This is a genomic window from Lentzea guizhouensis (genome assembly GCF_001701025.1).
In the GTDB taxonomy this organism is placed as follows: Bacteria; Actinomycetota; Actinomycetes; order Mycobacteriales; family Pseudonocardiaceae; genus Lentzea; species Lentzea guizhouensis.
This window is the reverse complement of record NZ_CP016793.1, coordinates 1,914,974-1,932,692: the sequence shown is the minus strand read 5'-3', so window position 1 is coordinate 1,932,692 and position 17,719 is coordinate 1,914,974. Positions and strand designations below refer to the sequence as shown.

Below are 17,719 nucleotides of genomic sequence, written 5' to 3'. Positions count from 1 at the left end.
CAGGTAGTGACCGCCGCCTCAACAGGTTCTTACGGTGCTGCCCACGATGTGCCGGTTCGGGGCGCGTATGGCACATCACGGTTACGGGTGCGCACACCGGTCGAGGTGGGGGCCGCCCAGTGCTAGGAGGGCACGTGTCGATGAGGAAAACCAAAGCACTTCCGGCGATCGCGCTGATCTCCAGCGCGGCGCTCGTGTTGAGTGCATGCGGTGGTGGCGGCGGCAGCACGGACGCGAACGGCAACGACGCGACCGTCGCCGAGATGGCGACCGCGCGCGGCGAGTCCGGAGACGGCTACACCGCACCGGACACGAAGTCCAGCGACCAGGTCGTCGTGTCCACGGACAAGGCGTTCACGACGTACAACAACGCGACTGAAGACGGCAACCAGTCGTACAACACGTTCGCGCTGGTCCTGGTCCAGCCGGGTGCGCACATCCTGAACGGCAACAACAAGGTCATCCTGAACAAGGACGTCATGGAGGGGGTCGAGCTCACCTCGAAGTCCCCCCAGACGGTGACCTGGAAGCTGAAGAAGGGTGTCACCTGGTCCGACGGCGAGGCCTGGGACTGCGACGACTTCTACCTGGCCTGGTTCGCGGCCAGCACTAAGGCCAAGAAGGCCGATGGCGGCAAGTACTTCACGCCGGCCGGCACCACGGGCTACGACCTGATGACCGGTTCGTGCAAGGACGACCAGACGTTCGTCGGCACGTTCGACTCGCCGTACCCGGACTACGAGGGCCTGTTCAACAGCGACGTCCTGCCCGCGCACATCCTCGAGAAGAACGCCGGCATCGCGGACGTCACGAAGCTGACCCCGGCCAGCGACCCCGCCGAGCTGACGAAGGCCTCCACCTTCTGGAACGAGAAGTGGAACGGCTTCACCAAGGAGCTCATGCCCGGCGCGGGCCCCTACATGCTGACGGGCTTCGAGCCGAACCAGTCGGTCACGCTGGAGCGCAACCCGAAGTGGGTGGGCAAGCCGGGTGGTCCCTCCAAGATCGTCCTGAAGGCGATCCCGGACCCGGTCGCGCAGGCGCAGGCGCTGGAGAACGGTGAGGTCGGCGTCAACTCCTTCGCGCAGCCGGACGCGAACGCGGCCACCAAGCTCAAGAGCCTGAGCGCCCAGGGCGTCACGTTCGGCGCGGGCCCCGGCCTGTCGTTCGAGCACCTGGACATCCAGTTCAAGCACCCGGCGCTGTCCAAGGAAGAGGTCCGCAAGGCCTTCTTCATGTGCGTCAAGCGCCAGGACATCATCGACAAGCTGATCTCCGAGGTCCAGGCCGACGCCAAGCCGCTCGGCAGCCTGATCTTCTTCCCGAAGGACGAGGGCTACAAGGACGTCTACGGCGAGAAGGCCAAGGGTGACGCGGCCGCCTCGAAGAAGATCCTCTCCGACGCGGGCTGGACGCAGGGTGCGGACGGCGTGTTCGCGAAGGACGGCGTCCGCGCCTCCTTCCGGATCAGCCACACCGACATCCCGCGCCGCAAGCAGACCGTCGAGCTGATCCAGGGCCAGTGCAAGGAAGCCGGCATCGAGGTCAAGGACGACACCGACCCGAACTTCCTCGACGAGCGCGTGTCCAACGGTGACTACGACGTCGCCCTGTTCGCGTGGTCCGGTGACCCGTTCAAGAGCTCCAAGAAGTCGATCTACGAGACCGGCGGTGGCCAGAACTGGCAGAACCTGAGCGTCCCGGCGGCGGACGAGGCCCTCAAGACGGCCGTGTCCCAGACCTCGATCGCGGACTCGCTCAAGTACTTCCAGAAGGCCGACGAGGAGATCGCGAACGCGTACGGTTCGCTCCCGCTGTTCCAGATGCCGAACATGTGGGCGTTCAAGGGTCTCGACCGCGTGTACTTCCAGAGCTACTACGGCGCTCTGTGGAACGCCAACGAGTGGCAGCCCAAGAACTAGCCGGGTTGTGAAGAACACGAGGTTGAACTGAGGGGACGGGGCCGGGCCTACAGGTCCGGCCCCGTTCGCCTGGGTTCCCCGCACGCCACCACCGCGCGTACATTCCGCGCTGCGGGGTTCCCGTGCCCGGCCTCACCCCCCGGCAGCCGGGTGCCGCCCAACAGGAGCTTGTCGTGATTCGCTACATCATTCGTCGTCTGCTGATATCGATACCGATCTTGCTGATCGGCAGCTTCGCCTGTTACGTCCTCGTGGCGACGGCGGGCAACCCGCTGGCGGAGATGCGGTTCCGCCCCGGCGTCACCGAGGCCGACATCAAGGCCGCCGAGGTCGAGCTCGGCCTGGACCAGCCGATCGTCGTGCGCTACTGGAACTGGCTGACCGACTTCCTGTCCGGTGACTGGGGACAGAGCATCGCACTCGGCCAGGCGAAGCAAGAGGTCTTCCCGGCCGTCACCGACGCGCTGTGGACCACCGGCCGGCTGGTCATCGGAGCGGAGCTGCTCGCGCTGACGCTCGGCGTCTCCGTCGGCGTGCTCGCCGCGGTGAAGCAGTACTCGATCTTCGACTACCTCGCCACCAGCACCGCGTTCCTCATGTTCTCGATGCCGATCTTCTGCGTCGCGGTCATCGTGAAGAACTACGGCATCCAGTTCAACAACGTCCTGGAGTCGATGGGGCTGGACCGCTGGCTCACCACCGCCGGTCCGCGGCCGGGTGGCTTCAGCGGCGACCTCGGCGAAGTGATCTTCAAGTACACCGGCACGTTCCTGTTGCCGACCGTCGCGCTGATGCTGATCAGCTTCGCCGCCTACAGCCGGTTCGAGCGGGCCTCCATGCTGGAGATCCTGCACTCGGACTTCGTGCGCACGGCGCGGGCGAAGGGCATCTCGCAGAGCCGGGTGATCTTCCGGCACGCGTTCCGCAACGCGCTCATCCCCGTCGCCACGCTGTTCTCGCTGAACTTCGGCGCGGTGCTCTCCGGCGCGATCATCACCGAGACGGTCTTCGGCTGGGCCGGCATGGGCACCCTGCTGGTGAACTCCGTGCGGCAGTTCGACCCGGCGATGCTGATGGGCTGGCTCGCGGTCACCGCGACCCTGATCGTGCTGTTCAACCTGGTTGCCGACGTCGTGTACGGCATCCTCGACCCGAGGATTCGCCTTGGCTAACATCAACCTGGCGTCCGAGGGCGGCGTGGTCAGCTCCACCCCCGAGGCAGGCGCCCACGAGTTCGACTCGGCGAAGACCCGCACCCAGGGGCAGCTCGTCATCCGCCGCTTCCTGCGCCACCGGCTCGCGATGGTGAGCCTCGGCGTGTTCGTCTTCCTGATCCTGTTCGCGTTCCTCGGCCCGTTCATCTGGACCTACGACTACGAGGACGTGACCAGCAAGTCCTACCAGCCGATGAGCGGCACGCACCCGCTCGGCACCACCCAGGTCGGCAAGGACATGCTCGCGCTGCTCATGCGCGGCACCGGCTACTCGCTGCAGATCGCGCTGATCGTGGCGGCGCTCGCCACCGCCATCGGCGTGACGTTCGGCGCGCTCGCCGGCTACCTGCGCGGGTTCGTCGACCAGGCGCTGATGCGGTTGGTCGACCTGCTGCTGATCATCCCGCAGATCGCGGTCGCCGCGATCGTGGTGAAGGGCTTCTCCGGCAGCTGGTACGTGGTCGCGCTGGTGCTCGCCGCGTTCGCGTGGATGCAGATCGCCCGCATCACCCGCGGTGAGACGCTGTCGCTGGCCCAGCGGGAGTTCATCGAGGCGGCCCGCGCGTGCGGTGCCACCACCCCGCGCATCATCTTCAAGCACCTGGTGCCGAACATGATCGGCAGCATCACCGTGAACGCCACGCTGGCGATCGCGGCGGCGGTGCTCACCGAGGCCGCGCTGTCGTTCCTGGGCCTCGGCGTGCAGCCCCCGGACACCTCGCTCGGCGTCATCGTGCTGGAGAACTACGGGCAGTTCCTGAACCGGCCCTGGCTCTTCTGGGGTCCGTTCATCGTGCTCGTGTCGCTCTCCCTGGCGGTCAACTTCATCGGTGACGGCCTGCGCGACGCGTTCGACCCGAGGCAGACGAAGGTGCGTGCCTGATCATGACCAGAGTTTCCGAACTGTCGGAGGACTTCCTGTCCTCAGGCGACACCACCGCACCGCTGCTGTCGGTCAAGGACCTGTCGGTCACGTTCCCGACCGACGACGGCGACGTCCGCGCCGTGCGCAACGTCTCGTTCGACCTCAACGCCGGTGACGTGCTCGGCATCGTCGGCGAGTCGGGCTCCGGCAAGTCGGTGTCGTCCATGGCGATCATGGGTCTGCTGCCGAACAGCGCCCGGATCGACGGCTCCATCCGCTACCGCGGCCAGGAGCTCAACGGCCGCACCTACAAGCAGATGCAGCCGTTCCGCAGCAAGCACATCGCGATGATCTTCCAGGACCCGATGACGTCGCTGAACCCGGTCTACACCGTCGGGTGGCAGCTGGCGGAGACCTACCGGGCGCACCACGACGTCTCCAAGAAGGCGGCGTGGGCCAAGGCGGTCGAGGCGCTGGAGCTCGTCGGGATCCCGCAGCCGGACAAGCGCGCCTCGCAGTACCCGCACGAGTTCTCCGGCGGCATGCGGCAGCGCGTGGTGATCGCGATGGCGATCATCAACGACCCGAGCGTGATCATCGCCGACGAGCCGACCACCGCGCTCGACGTGACGGTGCAGGCGCAGATCCTCGACACCATGCTGCGGCTGCAGTCCGAGACCGACGCGGCGATCATCATGATCACCCACGACCTCGGCGTCGTCGCCGGCATGGTCAACCGCGTCCAGGTGATGTACGGCGGCACCGTGGTCGAGTCCGGCCCGGTCGACGACGTCTTCGAACGGCCGCGGATGCCCTACACCGTGGGGCTGCTGGGCTCGGTGCCGAACCCGGCCACGCTCGGCAAGCGGCTCACCCCGATCAAGGGCGCGCCGCCCTCGCTGGTGAACCTGCCGACCGGCTGCTCGTTCTCCCCGCGCTGCCCGCTCGTCACCGACGTGTGCCACGAGTGGGAGCCGGAGCTGGAGGAGGCGGGCCTGCCGAACCACCGGACCCGCTGCCACCGCTGGGAGCACCTGGCGGCCCACGAACAACCCCAGCGGCTCTTCCTGCACGACGAGATCGGCACCGTGGAGAACCCGGCGGTCTTCGCCGCGGCCAACCCCGACGAGTCGCTCGAAGTCACCGCCGTGCACGGAACGCTGCTGGACGAGGAGTCGAAGTGACCACTCCGCTGTTGGAGGTCACCGACCTCGTCAAGGAGTTCCCGGTGCGCGGCAAGGGGATCATCCCGCGCTCCATCGGCAGCGTGCAGGCCGTGTCCGGCGTGTCGTTCACGCTGAGCGCCGGTGAGACGCTCGGCCTGGTCGGCGAGTCCGGCTGTGGCAAGTCCACCACCGGCCGCGCGATCCTGCAGCTGCACAAGCCGACGTCGGGCTCGGTGAAGTTCGACGGGCGCGAGCTGACGTCGATGAGCAACAAGCAGCTGCGGCCGTTGCGCAAGGACATCCAGATCGTCTTCCAGGACCCGTACGCGTCGCTGAACCCCAAGTGGCAGGTCAACGACATCATCGCGGAACCGCTGGTGATCCACGGGGTCGAGGGAGGCGTGCAGCGCCGGGTCAACGAGCTGATGGAGCTCGTCGGCCTGAACCCGGAACACCGCAACCGGTACCCGCACGAGTTCTCCGGTGGTCAGCGGCAGCGCATCGGCATCGCCCGCGCGCTGGCGTTGAACCCGCGCTTCCTGGTCCTCGACGAGCCGGTGTCCGCTCTGGACGTCTCGGTGCAGGCCGGTGTCGTGAACCTGCTGGAGGAGCTGCAGGAACGGCTCGGGCTGGCCTACCTGTTCGTCGCGCACGACCTCTCGGTGGTGCGGCACATCTCGGACCGGGTCGCGGTCATGTACCTCGGCAAGATCATCGAGATCGGCGAGCGCGAAGCCATCTACACCCGGCCGATGCACCCGTACACGCAGGCGTTGCTGTCCGCGGTGCCGATGCCGGACCCGAAGCAGGAGCGCAAGCGTCAGCGGATCGTGTTGACAGGTGACGTGCCGTCGCCGGTGAACCCGCCGTCGGGCTGCCGGTTCCGCACGCGGTGCTGGAAGGCCCAGGACATCTGCGCCACCGAAGAACCCAAGCTGGAAAGGCGGGGTGCGCCGGACGGAACGTTGTCCGCCTGCCACTTCGCTGAGGAAAAAGCGGTCGTGTGAGAGCGATGTGAAGGCCACCTTCGTCCACGGGCAAAGGTGGCCTTTACTCTTTTCCAGTGACCCTGACTGCTCCACCACGGTTGCTCTTCGTGCACGCTCACCCAGACGACGAGAGTCTGTGGACGGGCGGCACCATCGCGCGCTACGCGGCTTCCGGCGCCCATGTCACCGTGATCACCTGCACGCTGGGTGAGGAGGGCGAGATCATCCCGCCCGCACTCGCCCACCTGGCCGCCGGCGCGGCCGACCAGCTCGGTGGCTTCCGCGTCGGGGAGCTGCGGTCCGCCTGCGCCGCGCTCGGCGTGACCGACCACCGCTTCCTCGGCGGCATCGGCCGGTGGCGCGACTCCGGCATGGTCGACGTGCCGGCCAACGCCCACCCGCGGGCGTTCGTCCAGGGCTCGGTCGAGGAGCAGGCCGCCCAGCTCGCCGAGGTCCTGCGCGAGGTCAAGCCGCAGGTCGTCGTCAGCTACGACGCGTTCGGCGGGTACGGGCACCCGGACCACATCCGGGCGCACGAGATCACCGTGGCCGCCTGTGCGCAGGTCTCCGACGTCGAGCGGGTGTTCTACGCGGTCACCTCGCGCGACGCCACAGAGGCGGGCGTGAGGGCCCTGGAGAACGTGCCGGAGGCCTTCCGGCTGCCGGAGCCCGGCGAGCTGCCGGTGACGCCGGACGAGGACATCACCACCGTCGTCGACATCTCCGAGCACCTGATCGCGAAGCGTCGTGCGTTGCGCGCGCACTCGACGCAGGTCAGTGTGTGGGACGAGGGGTACGCGTTGTCGAACGGCATCGCGCAGCCGCTGGTCGGCAGCGAGTACTACGTGCTCGCCAAGGGACCGGCGGAGGGCGCGGCCGCGGATCTGTTCGGAGGACTGGGTGAGCGCTAGCTGGCGAGTGGTCCTGCTGCTGCTCGTGTGCGCCGAGGCAGCGGTGCTCGCCGTGCTGGAGGTGTTCTTCCTGCTCGTCCGGTTCGACGGGTCGCTGCTGCCGGACTGGGGCGCGTGGCCGTTCCCGGTCATGATCGCGGTGGCGGTCGTGTCCACCCCGGTGCTGGTCATGTGGGCCGCGGCGCTGTCGGACCGGGTGTCCGCCGCCGCGGCGCCGCTGCTGGTGTGGTTCTTCACGATCTTCGGGATCGCCTACTTCGAGCCGGGCAGCGTCAACGGCGTCAGCTTCCTGCTGGGCGACTGGCGCACGTTGCTGCTGATCGCCGGCGGCGCGCTGCCGGGTGCGGTGGCCGTGAGCGCGGCGATGGCCCGCAACGCGGCCAACCGGCCCGGTCTCTACGACACCGCGGGCACCCAGTAGCGGTAGCGGTGGTGCTCGGAGCAGCCGAGCTCCTCGTACAGCCGGATCGCCGCGGTGTTGTGCTCGGCGACCTGCAGCACGCACGTCGTGGCGCCCTCCCGCAGGCCCCAGCCGGCCAGCTCGCCCATCAGCCGGGTGGCGAGGCCGCGGCGGCGGTGCTCCGGCCGCACGGCGAGCCGGGCGACGTGCAGCACGTCCTCGACGACCGCGCCGCGCACGGCCGCGACCACCGTCCCGTTTTCCTCGACGCCCGCGAAGCAGACGTGGCCGGTGCCGAGCACGTGCCGAACCGCGGTGGTCACCTCGGATCCGGCCGCGAGTTCCCACCATCCGGGAAGATCACGGCTGTCCGCGACCCCGTCCGCGAACTTCTCCAGCGGACCCGCCATGACCAGCGACTCCGCGCCACCGGGGTGGTCCAGGTCCACCCGCCAGCCCGCGGCCGCGATCGCCTGCTCGTGGCCGCCGCCGCGGACGACGTGCGCGGTGGGTTTGATGCCGTGCGCACGGGCGAACTCCTGGGTGGCCGACAACGCCTCCGCAACGGGCACACCGGGATCTCCGCAGGTGAGCGTGCTGTTCGCGCGGCCGGTGAAGCCGGCGGCCGCGCGCATCAACCAGTCTCCAAGCGGTTCTTCTGCCAGGGCGGGCCATGCTCGCGCGCAGAGCGATTCCAGGTGATCCACGGTGTGCACGGGTCCATCCTCGTCCCGTACGACGAGTCTGGGACGGCGGGTGTGACGTGGCGCACCCGGCTGCTAAGGCAAGCCTGACCGGGTGATACTCGAACGTGCCGCGTACTCTCCGGCTTGCGCGGTGTGGACCAGGAAGAAGCAGGAGAGCGCAGTGACCTATGTGATCGCCCAGCCGTGCGTGGACGTGCTCGACAAGGCGTGCATCGAAGAGTGCCCCGTCGACTGCATCTACGAAGGCGACCGGATGCTCTACATCCACCCCGACGAGTGCGTCGACTGCGGTGCGTGCGAGCCGGTCTGCCCGGTGGAAGCCATCTACTACGAGGACGACGTCCCCGACGAGTGGAAGGACTACACCAAGGCGAACGTCGACTTCTTCGACGAGCTGGGCTCGCCCGGTGGTGCCTCGAAGGTCGGCAAGGTGAGCAACGACCCGCAGTTCATCAAGGCGCTCGAGCCGCAGGCCGAGGGGCATTGATCATCAACCGCCGGGGTCCGGCCCTGCCGGACTTCCCGTGGGACTCGCTGGCCGGCCACGCCGCCAAGGCGCGCAAGCACCCCGGTGGCGTGGTCGACCTGTCGGTCGGCACACCCGTCGACCCGGTTCCCGCGGTGATCCAGTCCGCGCTGTCGTCCGTCGCGGACGTCCCCGGCTACCCGACCACCCACGGCACGCCCGAGCTGCGTGCGGCCTTCGTGGCGGCCGTGCGGCGCCGGTACGGCATCACCGGACTGTCCGCCGACGCCGTGCTGCCCACGATCGGCTCCAAGGAGCTCGTGGCGTGGCTGCCGACGCTGCTGGGCGTCGGTCCCGGTGACGTCGTGGCCGTGCCGTCGGTGGCGTACCCGACCTACGAGGTGGGCGCGCTGCTGGCCGGTGCCGAGGTCGTCCGGCTGGCCGACGATGAGAAGCCGCCCGCCGGCACGAAGCTGGTGTGGCTGAACTCGCCGTCGAACCCGACCGGCCGTGTCCTGTCGACCGAACAACTGCGTTCCGCCGTCGCCGCCGCGCGTGAGGCCGGAGCCGTTGTCGCCTCCGACGAGTGCTATCTCGCGCTGCCGTGGGACGCCGAGCCGGTGTCGGTGCTGCATCCGTCCGTTGTGGACGGTTTCGACGGTGTCCTCGCCGTGCACTCGCTGTCGAAGTCGTCCTCGCTGGCCGGTTACCGTGCCGGGTTCGTCTTCGGCGACCCCGAGCTGGTCGCCGGGCTGCTGGAACTGCGCAAGCACGCGGGCATGATCGTGCCGCGGCCGGTGCAGGAGGCCATGCGCGCCGCCCTGGAGGACGACGCGCACGTCGCCGAGCAGCGGGCCAGGTACCAGGCCCGGCGCGAGGTGCTCAAGCCCGCGCTGGAGGCGGCCGGGTTCACCGTGTCGCACTCCGAGGCGGGGTTGTACCTGTGGTCCTCGCGCGACGAGGACGCCTGGGAGACCATCGCGTGGCTGGCGGATCGGGGCGTCCTCGCCGCTCCCGGCACGTTCTACGGCCCGGCGGGCGCGAAGCACGTCCGGATCGCGCTGACGGCCACCGACGAACGGGTCGCGGCGGCTGCCGAGCGGCTGAAGGCCTGAGCTTCCACGGCCGACGAGCGCGTCGCGGCCGCGGCTGAGCGCCTGACCTTCCGCGGCGTGAGCCCTACGGCTTCAGCGCCGACCACACCCGGCGGGTGAACTGGTTGGGCGGCACCGCGTCCGTCGTGAGCCGCACGCTCGTGCTGATCTCCTCGCCGCTCAGGCCGAGACCCAGCACGAGGTGCCAGTGCAGGTCCCAGAGGTCCTGGAACGAGTCGAGCTCCACATCGGCGTCCGCGCTGACGTGGAGCACGGCCGGTTCCGCGACCCGCACGACCCGCTCGACCGCGCGCACGTCCCTGCTGTTGGTGCGGAAGCTGAACGCCAGGTCGACCGTCTCGCTGTCCAGCCCGTACGTGGCGTAGGAGTGGCAGCGGTGGTGCGGCAACGACAGCGGCTGGTTCGTCTCCAGGTAGAGGTCGCCCTCGAACCGCAGCGTCGGCGAGTGCTGGCTGAGCGTGGCGCGGGCGCTGACGAACTCCCAGCCCGGCATCTCCAGCCTGGGGATCAGCAGCTCCAGGATCTCGCCCCGGCGCGCTGACCGCGTGCGTTCACCGGAGCGCCACGGGATCTCCCGGCTGTAGGGCTCCTTCTTGGTGACGAACACGTACGGCGCGTTGTCGGTCTGCAGGGACAGCACGACGACCGTCCTCCTGGGAGCCCAGTCGAACGCGACCGTGGTGAGTCCCGGCGCGACACCGTCGAAGTGGCTCTCCACCTTGGGCCACCAGCTCGACAGCTCCTCGGCCGGCGCTCCCTTGACGTAGCGGCCCTTCTCGTCGACGCCGACGACCCACATCGCCTCGGAACCCCTGGCGGCGTTGCAGAGGGCGGCGATCTGCCTGGCGGCCTTGCCGTGGTCGACCGGCCACTGCGTCTTGAACTCCACGAAGGAGTCCTCCGACTGCGCCCCCTGCAGGGCACGCTCGATCGCGGCGCGAGCGTTCAACTCGAGTCGCTGTTTCAGCACGTGCACCTCCTCAGCCAGGTCCCGCAGGTGGCAAGGGCCCAGCCTGCTTCAGCAGACCGGGCCCTGAACATCGCGCTGCCTCTCAGTCGTTCGCGTGCAGGGCGGCGTTGAGCTCGACGCCGGTGCCCTTGCGCGGCTTGACCTTCACCACGCCGTCCGTGGAGTCCCGGATGAACAGCAGGTTCGACTGGCCGCTGAGCTCCACGGCCTTGGTGACCGTGCCGTCCGGCAACGTCACCTTCGTGCCGGCGGTGATGTAGAGGCCCGCCTCGACCACGCAGTCGTCGCCGAGCGAGATGCCCAGACCGGCGTTCGCGCCCAGCAGGTTCCGCTCGCCGATCGAGATGACCTGCTTGCCGCCACCGGACAGCGTGCCCATGATCGACGCGCCGCCGCCGACGTCGGAGCCGTCACCGACCACGACACCGCCGGAGATGCGGCCCTCGACCATCGAGCTGCCGAGCGTGCCGGCGTTGAAGTTCACGAAGCCCTCGTGCATGACCGTCGTGCCGGACGCGAGGTGGGCACCGAGGCGCACCCGGTCCGCGTCGCCGATGCGGACACCGGACGGGACGACGTAGTCGACCATGCGCGGGAACTTGTCGACGCCGTAGACGGTCACCGGACCGCGGCCGCGCAGGCGGGCGCGGGTCTGCTCGAAGCCGTCGACCGCGCACGGGCCGTGGTTCGTCCACACGACATTGGTGAGCAGGCCGAAGACGCCGTCGAGGTTCGCGCCGTGCGGCTGGATCAACCGGTGGCTGAGCAGGTGCAGCCGCAGCCAGACGTCGTAGGTGTCGGCCGGGGCGGCCTCCAGGTCCACGGCCACGCGCACGCCGACGACCTCGACCTCGCGCTCCGGGTCCTCACCGAGGAGCTTGGCGGCGGGCTCGCCCAGCGCTGCCGCGATGTCGGCGGACGACAGCCGGATCGTGCCCAGGTCCGGCGTCTCCTCGAGGACGGGCGACGGGTACCAGGTGTCGAGGACGGTGCCGTCCGGGGTCACAGTGGCCAAGCCGATGCCGTATGCGGTGCTCACGGGCGCCTAGCTTAGTCCGCCGGGCCGTCGCGCCACCGTCAGGCCGATTCGTGTGACGTAGCCACCAGAACGAGCCGAAGTCAGGTGAGGCTGTCTTGAGATCGCCGCCGACAGCCCTCGCTGACCACCCGGTTGGAGCAGCCCACGCATGCGCACCGCTCGGTCCCTCCTCCCCGCCGGGGCGCCGGTCGTCCAGGTCTGCACCGGAACACCGGAAGGCGGCCGGTTCCCGGTCACCGCCGCGTTCCTGCCGGGCCGGCACCAAGTGCGTGCGTCGTGAGCCGCGGCACGCCGATCACGAGCCTGGCCGAGCTGCGCGAGCTCGTGCCGGAACCGTTGCCGCAGCTGCGGGACAAGGCGATCACCGTCGTGGACGACGGCTCGCGCGCGTTCGTGGAGGCCTCGACGTTCTACCTGTTCGCGACCACCGGCGCGGACGGCGGCGTGGACGTCTCACCACGGGGCGACCCCGCCGGCCGCGTGCGGGCGCCAGCGGCGGCGCCACGTCAGTCGGGAACATCCGCGGTGAAGTAGAGGGCGCTGAGGTCGCCGCGCGTCGCGATCAACGCCTCGTTGCACCTCGACTGGCGGGCGTCGGTCGCGGAGACGTTGTCGACCTCCACCTCACCGCACCGGTGGGTCTCGAAGTCGCCGACCGCGGTCATCAGCCGGGGCAGGACCTCGCTGACGCCCTGCTCGACCTCCTTGCCCTGCAACGACCTGTCGAGCTCGCGGGTCATGGAGCTGACCCGGCCGACCCAGGCGGCGCAGTCGGCGGGCGTGCCGTTGTGCTGGGAGCCGCACGGGGCGGCGAAGAGCGCCCTGATCTCGCCGCACTGGCGGTCGCAGGCCGCCGGGGACTCGCCGCACGCGGTCGCCAGGAGCAACAACGGGATGACGAGGAGTGTGCGATCGGTCACGCACCGCACGCTATCGGCTGAACGGCCTAGCCGGAAAGCGGCCGCAGTAGGGTGAGCGGCGTGTCCGACACCCTTGACCTGTTCGCCGACCCGATCGACCTCACCGCCGCACTGGTGGATGTGCGCAGCGTGTCCGGGGAGGAGGACGAGATCGCGGACCTGGTCGAACGGTCGCTGCGGCGGCACGCGCCGCACCTGGAGATCACCCGGTCGGGCAACGCGGTGCTGGCGCGCACGAACCTCGGCAAGGAGCGCAGGGTCGTGCTGGCCGGGCACCTCGACACCGTGCCGGTCAACCGGAACTTCCCGAGCCGGCGCGAGGGCGACGTGCTGCACGGGTGCGGGACCGTGGACATGAAGGGCGGCGACGCGGTCATGCTCGCGATCGCGGCGCTCAGCCAGAACGCGCGGCACGACCTGACGTTCGTCTTCTACGACTGCGAGGAGATCGAGGCCGAGCGCAACGGGCTGACCCGGATCGAGCGGGAGCTCGTCGAGTGGCTCCAGGGTGATCTCGCGATCGTCTGCGAGCCGTCCGGCGGCACGGTCGAGGCCGGCTGCCAGGGGACCATGCGCATCGAGGTCAGGACGACCGGGAAGCGGGCGCACACCGCGCGGGCGTGGATGGGCGAGAACGCCATCCACGGGCTCGGCGAGGCGTTGAGCAGGCTCGCGGTCTACGAGCCGCGGCAGCCGGAGATCGACGGCTGCCGCTACCACGAGGGGCTGCAGGCCGTGAAGATCAGCGGTGGGGTCGCCGGCAACGTGGTGCCGGACGAGGCCGTGCTGACGGTCAACCACCGGTTCGCGCCGGATCGTTCGGTGGCACAGGCGGAAGCCCACCTGCGCGAGGTGTTCGCCGGGTACGACGTGACGGTCACGGACTTCTCGGGCGGGGCGTTGCCGGGGCTGCACGCGCCCGCCGCGCAGGAGCTCGTGCAAGCGGCCGGGGGAACGCCCGTGGCCAAGCTGGGGTGGACGGACGTGGCGCGGTTCGCGGCGCTGGGCATGCCCGCGGTGAACTTCGGGCCCGGCGATCCGACGCTGGCGCACACCCAGGAGGAGAACGTGCCGGTCCCACAGATCACCGGTTGTTTCGACGTGCTTAAGCGATTTCTCTTGAGCTGATCATTAGGATCATTGAATGACGGAAGAAAAGAACAACAACGGCGCGGTGGACGAGCATCCCAAGGAGAAGCAGCGCGGTCCGGTCGTGCTGCGGCGGGAGCGCCGGGACGAGCTCACCACCACCGACCAGCGCCTGCTCGACTCGCGCGGCCCGTCGGACTGGGTGCACACGGACCCGTGGCGGGTGCTGCGGATCCAGGCCGAGTTCGTCGAGGGCTTCGGGGCGATGGCCGAGGTGCCGAGCGCGGTGACCGTGTTCGGGTCGGCGCGGACCGGGCGGGACCACCCGGAGTACCAGACCGGGCGTGACCTGGGGAAGGCGTTGGCGGAGGCCGGGTTCGCGACGATCACCGGCGGCGGTCCCGGTGTCATGGAGGCGGTCAACCGCGGGTGCTCGGAGGCCGGCGGGTTCTCGATCGGGCTCGGCATCGAGCTGCCGTTCGAGCAGGGGCTCAACCCGTGGGTCGACCTCGGCGTGAACTTCCGCTACTTCTTCGTGCGCAAGACGATGTTCATCAAGTACTCGCAGGCCTTCATCTGCCTGCCGGGCGGTTTCGGCACGCTCGACGAGCTGTTCGAGGCGCTGACCCTGGTGCAGACCAAGAAGGTCACCAAGTTCCCGGTCGTGCTGTTCGGCAAGAGCTACTGGCAGGGCCTGTACGACTGGATCAAGAGCTCGGTGCTCGAGGGCGGCAAGGTCGGCGAGAAGGACCTCGCGCTGCTGCACCTGACCGACGACATCGACGACGCGGTGCGCGTGGTCGAGGAAGCGCACCAGGCATGGGCGGACGCACACTGATGTACGTAGCTGTTTACTGCGGCAGTCTGGCAACGGTCCCGCAGACCTATGTGGACATCGCCGCCGAGGTCGGCAGGCAGATCGCCGCGCGCGGGTGGAACCTCGTGTGGGGCGGCGGGCAGACCTCGATGATGGGCGCGGTCGCGCGGGAGGCGCGGGCCGGTGGCGCGAGCACGTACGGCGTGATCCCGAAGGGCCTGGCCACCAGGGAGATCGCCGACGAGGACTCGACCGAGCTGCACGTCGTCGACACCATGCGCGAGCGCAAGCGGATGATGGACGAGAAGGCCGACGCGTTCCTGACACTGCCCGGCGGCATCGGCACCGCGGAGGAGTTCTTCGAGGTGTGGACGGCGGGCGTGCTCGGCATGCACGGCAAGCCGGTCGTGCTGCTCGACGTCGACGACCACTACAAGGGGCTCGTCGCGTGGCTGACCGAGCTGCGGGACAAGGGTTTCGTCTCGCACGCCGCGCTCGACTCGCTGGTCGTGACCGAGGACGTGTCAGCCGCCCTGGACGCTTGCCTCCGCTAGTCCCTTGACCTGAGCCAGGAACTGGGCCTCCGGCAGGAGGTCCGGCAGCGGCCGGTACGGGTTGACCGTCACCTCGAACCGCTTGCCGGACACCACCCTGCCCTGCCAGGAGCCCGCGATCTCGCCGTCCACCAGCACGGCGCCGCGCCTGCCCAGAATGCGGAAGACGTCCTTCTGCGCGGCCTTGTCCGGCAGCAGCAGGTCGCGGTCGCGCGCCTGCAGGTAGGGGTCGGTGGGCGGCAGGAACCTGACCCGCGGCGGTTCGGCGTCGGCGATCTCCAGGCCCTCCGGCAGCCACGCCCGCTGCCCCTCGACGGTGACCTCCACGAGGTCGTCCGGCCACCTCTTCTTGACCTCGCGCACGGTCGTGCCGAAGTAGGAGGCCACTTCGGACGGTCCGGCCGGCCCGTGCAGCGTCAGGTACCGGTGCACCAGCTCGTCGAACCCGGCGGTCTGGCGCGGCACACCCGGCCAGCCGTGGATCCGTTCGAACGTGACGGTCTTGCACTCCGGCAGGATGCGCAGGCCCGCCGGCAGCGCGGCGAGCCGGAAGACCGGGTCGCTGACGTGCGCGGTGCCGCAGCCCCGGCAGTCCTCGACGGTCTGCTTCGGTGCCAGCGGGGTCAGCGCCGCGCTGACGTCGCCCTTGGCCATCGGCTTGGTGACGATCGACCGCATGGCCGTGGCGACGTGCCGCAACGACGCCAGCAGGTCGTCGACCTTCGGCCGGGAGGCGCGGGCACGGGCGTCGGCGTCGCTCCACGGCCACAGCGCGCGGGCGAACGCTTTCAGCTCACCGGCCCGGTGCAGGTGAGGCGCACCGCGCACGGACCAGGTGACGGTGAAGTCGTCCGCGGTCGGCTCGGTGAGGCGGGCGGCGAGGCTCAGCAGGGCCGAGCCCGCGGTGTTGTCCTGGACGCCCAGGGAGAACACCGCGAGCTCGGTCGCGCCGGAGACCCGCCGGTCCAGCTCGTGCTGGTGGATCCGGTGGAGGAGCACCTGCTGCCGGGTGAGGTCCACCCGGACATTCTTACGCCTTCGGCACGGTGAGGCTCGACGGTCCGAAGGTGACGGTCGAGCCACGCGTCGACTCGGTGAGGTAACGCGGGTCGACCGTGTCGATCACCAGTGCGAGCCGGTTGCCCGCGCCGACGTTCCACACCGTCGGCTCCAGCGGCACGTCCAGCGTCTGCGTGCGGCCGGCGCCGGTGACCTTCACCGGCTTGTGCGTGACCAGCGCGCCCAGGCCGAGCGGGCCGACCTCGTACAGGTAGGCGAACAACGTGGTCGTCTCCGCGCTCGGCGTCACGGTGAGCCTGAGCTTCGGCGTGCCGGCGAGCGTGGTGCTCCTCGGGTACTGCGGCCCGTACCAGACGCCGGCGACGTCGCGGTCGACGAACGGCAGCGAGACGCCGGTCGGGATGTTCAGGAACCCCTGCAGCGCACCGGAGAGCAGGATCGTGCCGCTGTCGGCGACGGTGTTCCACCCGGCGTGGATCTTCCTGGCGTCGAGCGCGACCGTGTCGGCGTTGCCGTCCGGCCACGCAGCGAACTTCTTCCAGGTGCCGCCGTTGTTGGGCTTGAGCTGCACCGGCTGCTCGGTGTCGACGCCGTTGGCCGTGCCCTTGACGTACCGGTCGAACCAGCGGCCGACCGACTCCCAGATCTCGTTGGGCAGCCCGGCCGCGCCGAACAGCTCGGCGGTGGCGTGGTCGCCCGGCGAGAGCATGAGCCGCTTCGGGCCGGTCAGCCGCGAGTAGAAGTCCGCGATCTGGCCGGGCGCGAACATGCCGTCGTTCCAGGCGTTGCCGAGCAGCACGGCGGTGCCGTTGCCGTTGATCTGCGCGATCTTCGAGGCGGCGGACCGGCCGGCGGAGATCGGCACGACCTCCTGGAACCGGCCGTCGCGGTAGGCGTCCTCCGCTTCCAGGAGAACGGGTCCAGGACGTCCGGTGGCGTGGCCCGCGGCCAGCAGGACCTCGACGGCCTGCTTGTTGACGGTGCTGTTCGGGTAGAGCGAGCGGGCCAGGTCGGTCCACGTGCTGAGCGCGGCGGCCGCCTTGATCCGCCGGTCGTTCGCGGCGGCGAGCAACGACTGCCCGGCGCCGTAGGAGATCCCGGCCGCGCCGACCTTGGTGCCGTCGGCACGGGCGTTGGCGACGGCCCAGTCGATCACCTTGCTGACGTCACCGACCGTGTCGGGCCCGGCGATGTCGATCTCGCCGCCGGAGTCCCAGAAGCCGCGGCTGGTGTAGCTCACCACGACGTAGCCGGACTCCTTGGCGAGCTTGGCCGCCGCGCCGACGTACTCGATGTTCGGGACCGACCAGCTCGACGGCATGACGAGCAGCGGGAACGGGCCGTCGCCCCGGCCGGTGGGTTCGATGACGAAGGCCCTCAGCGCGGTGCCGCCGACACCGGGGATGGTCTTGTACGTGATCTGGTGCCCAGGAGCCGCGATGGCGGCCGGAGCACCGAGCAGGGATGTGAGGAGTACCAGGACCAGAACAAGTGACCGCCGCACGCCGGTCCTCCTTGACCATGACGTAGATCACACAGGGTTGCTACTCGGGAG

General features: G+C 69.6%; 20 protein-coding genes. 14 read left to right on the top strand and 6 right to left on the bottom strand.

All coding sequences use genetic code 11. From position 1 onward, the window contains the following. The first annotated feature begins 140 nt into the window (after positions 1 to 140). From BBK82_RS09695 to BBK82_RS09665, 7 genes are all read left to right on the top strand, one after another. The gene (locus BBK82_RS09695; protein WP_065920942.1) at positions 141 to 1,922 is read left to right on the top strand and encodes an ABC transporter family substrate-binding protein; all 1,782 of its coding nucleotides are present in this window, start codon (positions 141 to 143) and stop codon (positions 1,920 to 1,922) included. Positions 1,923 to 2,095: 173 nt separating this feature from the next. Next, on the top strand, positions 2,096 to 3,094 hold the full coding sequence (locus BBK82_RS09690; protein WP_083267893.1) for an ABC transporter permease: 999 nt from the start codon (positions 2,096 to 2,098) through the stop codon (positions 3,092 to 3,094). Then, positions 3,087 to 4,019, top strand: coding sequence for an ABC transporter permease (locus tag BBK82_RS09685; protein ID WP_065914698.1), 933 nt, complete (start codon positions 3,087 to 3,089; stop codon positions 4,017 to 4,019). Before BBK82_RS09690 ends, BBK82_RS09685 begins: the two co-directional genes overlap by 8 nt. A gap of 2 nt (positions 4,020 to 4,021) precedes the next feature. Continuing rightward, positions 4,022 to 5,185: an ABC transporter ATP-binding protein gene (locus BBK82_RS09680; RefSeq protein ID WP_065914697.1), complete on the top strand. Its 1,164-nt coding sequence runs from the start codon at positions 4,022 to 4,024 to the stop codon at positions 5,183 to 5,185. After that, positions 5,182 to 6,174: an ABC transporter ATP-binding protein gene (locus tag BBK82_RS09675; protein ID WP_065914696.1), complete on the top strand. Its 993-nt coding sequence runs from the start codon at positions 5,182 to 5,184 to the stop codon at positions 6,172 to 6,174. Before BBK82_RS09680 ends, BBK82_RS09675 begins: the two co-directional genes overlap by 4 nt. Positions 6,175 to 6,230: 56 nt before the next feature. Continuing rightward, positions 6,231 to 7,067, top strand: a complete 837-nt coding sequence (gene mshB / locus BBK82_RS09670; RefSeq protein WP_065914695.1) for an N-acetyl-1-D-myo-inositol-2-amino-2-deoxy-alpha-D-glucopyranoside deacetylase — start codon at positions 6,231 to 6,233, stop codon at positions 7,065 to 7,067. Continuing rightward, positions 7,057 to 7,488, top strand: a complete 432-nt coding sequence (locus tag BBK82_RS09665; RefSeq protein ID WP_083267892.1) for a hypothetical protein — start codon at positions 7,057 to 7,059, stop codon at positions 7,486 to 7,488. The genes mshB and BBK82_RS09665 overlap by 11 nt, the downstream gene beginning before the upstream one ends. Here the strand turns inward: BBK82_RS09665 and BBK82_RS09660 are convergent. After that, positions 7,464 to 8,174 (bottom strand): GNAT family N-acetyltransferase, encoded by a 711-nt coding sequence (locus BBK82_RS09660; RefSeq protein WP_418287503.1) that lies wholly within the window; start codon positions 8,172 to 8,174, stop codon positions 7,464 to 7,466. The genes BBK82_RS09665 and BBK82_RS09660 overlap by 25 nt on opposite strands. 160 nt (positions 8,175 to 8,334) lie before the next feature. Here BBK82_RS09660 and fdxA point away from each other — a divergent pair, with 160 nt between their 5' ends. Both fdxA and dapC read left to right on the top strand, forming a co-directional pair. Next, complete coding sequence (fdxA, locus tag BBK82_RS09655) at positions 8,335 to 8,661, top strand: ferredoxin (protein ID WP_053739418.1); 327 nt, start codon at positions 8,335 to 8,337, stop codon at positions 8,659 to 8,661. A 2-nt stretch (positions 8,662 to 8,663) separates the two neighbouring features. Beyond that, positions 8,664 to 9,755 carry a succinyldiaminopimelate transaminase gene (gene dapC / locus BBK82_RS09650; protein WP_065920940.1) on the top strand — a complete coding sequence of 364 codons (1,092 nt, stop codon included), beginning with the start codon at positions 8,664 to 8,666 and terminating at the stop codon, positions 9,753 to 9,755. Positions 9,756 to 9,819: 64 nt separating this feature from the next. On the opposite strand, the gene BBK82_RS09645 is transcribed toward dapC, so the two are convergent. Together BBK82_RS09645 and dapD are read right to left on the bottom strand one after the other, a co-directional pair. Continuing rightward, positions 9,820 to 10,725, bottom strand: coding sequence for a hypothetical protein (locus BBK82_RS09645; RefSeq protein ID WP_154697217.1), 906 nt, complete (start codon positions 10,723 to 10,725; stop codon positions 9,820 to 9,822). Positions 10,726 to 10,807: 82 nt separating this feature from the next. After that, complete coding sequence (dapD, locus tag BBK82_RS09640; protein WP_065914692.1) at positions 10,808 to 11,764, bottom strand: 2,3,4,5-tetrahydropyridine-2,6-dicarboxylate N-succinyltransferase; 957 nt, start codon at positions 11,762 to 11,764, stop codon at positions 10,808 to 10,810. Positions 11,765 to 11,912: 148 nt separating this feature from the next. On the opposite strand from dapD, the gene BBK82_RS55760 reads away from it, so the two are divergent. After that, positions 11,913 to 12,044, top strand: a complete 132-nt coding sequence (locus BBK82_RS55760) for a hypothetical protein (protein ID WP_257785449.1) — start codon at positions 11,913 to 11,915, stop codon at positions 12,042 to 12,044. Then, positions 12,041 to 12,298: a PNPOx family protein gene (locus BBK82_RS09635; RefSeq protein WP_065914691.1), complete on the top strand. Its 258-nt coding sequence runs from the start codon at positions 12,041 to 12,043 to the stop codon at positions 12,296 to 12,298. Before BBK82_RS55760 ends, BBK82_RS09635 begins: the two co-directional genes overlap by 4 nt. On the opposite strand, the gene BBK82_RS09630 is transcribed toward BBK82_RS09635, so the two are convergent. Next, positions 12,271 to 12,684: a hypothetical protein gene (locus BBK82_RS09630; RefSeq protein WP_065914690.1), complete on the bottom strand. Its 414-nt coding sequence runs from the start codon at positions 12,682 to 12,684 to the stop codon at positions 12,271 to 12,273. The two genes, BBK82_RS09635 and BBK82_RS09630, sit on opposite strands and share 28 nt — an antisense overlap. A 60-nt stretch (positions 12,685 to 12,744) precedes the next feature. On the opposite strand from BBK82_RS09630, the gene dapE reads away from it, so the two are divergent. Genes dapE through BBK82_RS09615 form a run of 3 tightly spaced genes read left to right on the top strand, consistent with a single transcriptional unit; the run spans position 12,745 to position 15,144 of the window. Continuing rightward, a complete protein-coding gene (dapE, locus tag BBK82_RS09625) occupies positions 12,745 to 13,812 on the top strand; it encodes a succinyl-diaminopimelate desuccinylase (protein ID WP_065920939.1) in 1,068 nt (355 codons plus the stop codon). A 16-nt stretch (positions 13,813 to 13,828) separates the two neighbouring features. Next, positions 13,829 to 14,611 (top strand): LOG family protein, encoded by a 783-nt coding sequence (locus tag BBK82_RS09620; RefSeq protein ID WP_065914689.1) that lies wholly within the window; start codon positions 13,829 to 13,831, stop codon positions 14,609 to 14,611. Then, a complete protein-coding gene (locus BBK82_RS09615) occupies positions 14,611 to 15,144 on the top strand; it encodes an LOG family protein (RefSeq protein ID WP_237048110.1) in 534 nt (177 codons plus the stop codon). Before BBK82_RS09620 ends, BBK82_RS09615 begins: the two co-directional genes overlap by 1 nt. On the opposite strand, the gene BBK82_RS09610 is transcribed toward BBK82_RS09615, so the two are convergent. Beyond that, positions 15,115 to 16,164, bottom strand: coding sequence for a winged helix DNA-binding domain-containing protein (locus BBK82_RS09610; RefSeq protein ID WP_065914687.1), 1,050 nt, complete (start codon positions 16,162 to 16,164; stop codon positions 15,115 to 15,117). The genes BBK82_RS09615 and BBK82_RS09610 overlap by 30 nt on opposite strands. A 10-nt stretch (positions 16,165 to 16,174) precedes the next feature. Next, positions 16,175 to 17,668 (bottom strand): CocE/NonD family hydrolase, encoded by a 1,494-nt coding sequence (locus BBK82_RS09605; protein ID WP_065914686.1) that lies wholly within the window; start codon positions 17,666 to 17,668, stop codon positions 16,175 to 16,177. Positions 17,669 to 17,719 lie beyond the last annotated feature (51 nt).

Excerpts from the sequence above, each read along its gene's own strand:
- BBK82_RS09620 (WP_065914689.1), top strand. The coding sequence starts at position 13,829 with ATGACGGAAGAAAAGAACAACAACGGCGCGGTGGACGAGCATCCCAAG.
- BBK82_RS09695 (WP_065920942.1), top strand. The coding sequence starts at position 141 with ATGAGGAAAACCAAAGCACTTCCGGCGATCGCGCTGATCTCCAGCGCG.
- BBK82_RS09615 (WP_237048110.1), top strand. The coding sequence starts at position 14,611 with ATGTACGTAGCTGTTTACTGCGGCAGTCTGGCAACGGTCCCGCAGACC.
- BBK82_RS55760 (WP_257785449.1), top strand. The coding sequence starts at position 11,913 with ATGCGCACCGCTCGGTCCCTCCTCCCCGCCGGGGCGCCGGTCGTCCAG.
- BBK82_RS09680 (WP_065914697.1), top strand. The coding sequence starts at position 4,022 with ATGACCAGAGTTTCCGAACTGTCGGAGGACTTCCTGTCCTCAGGCGAC.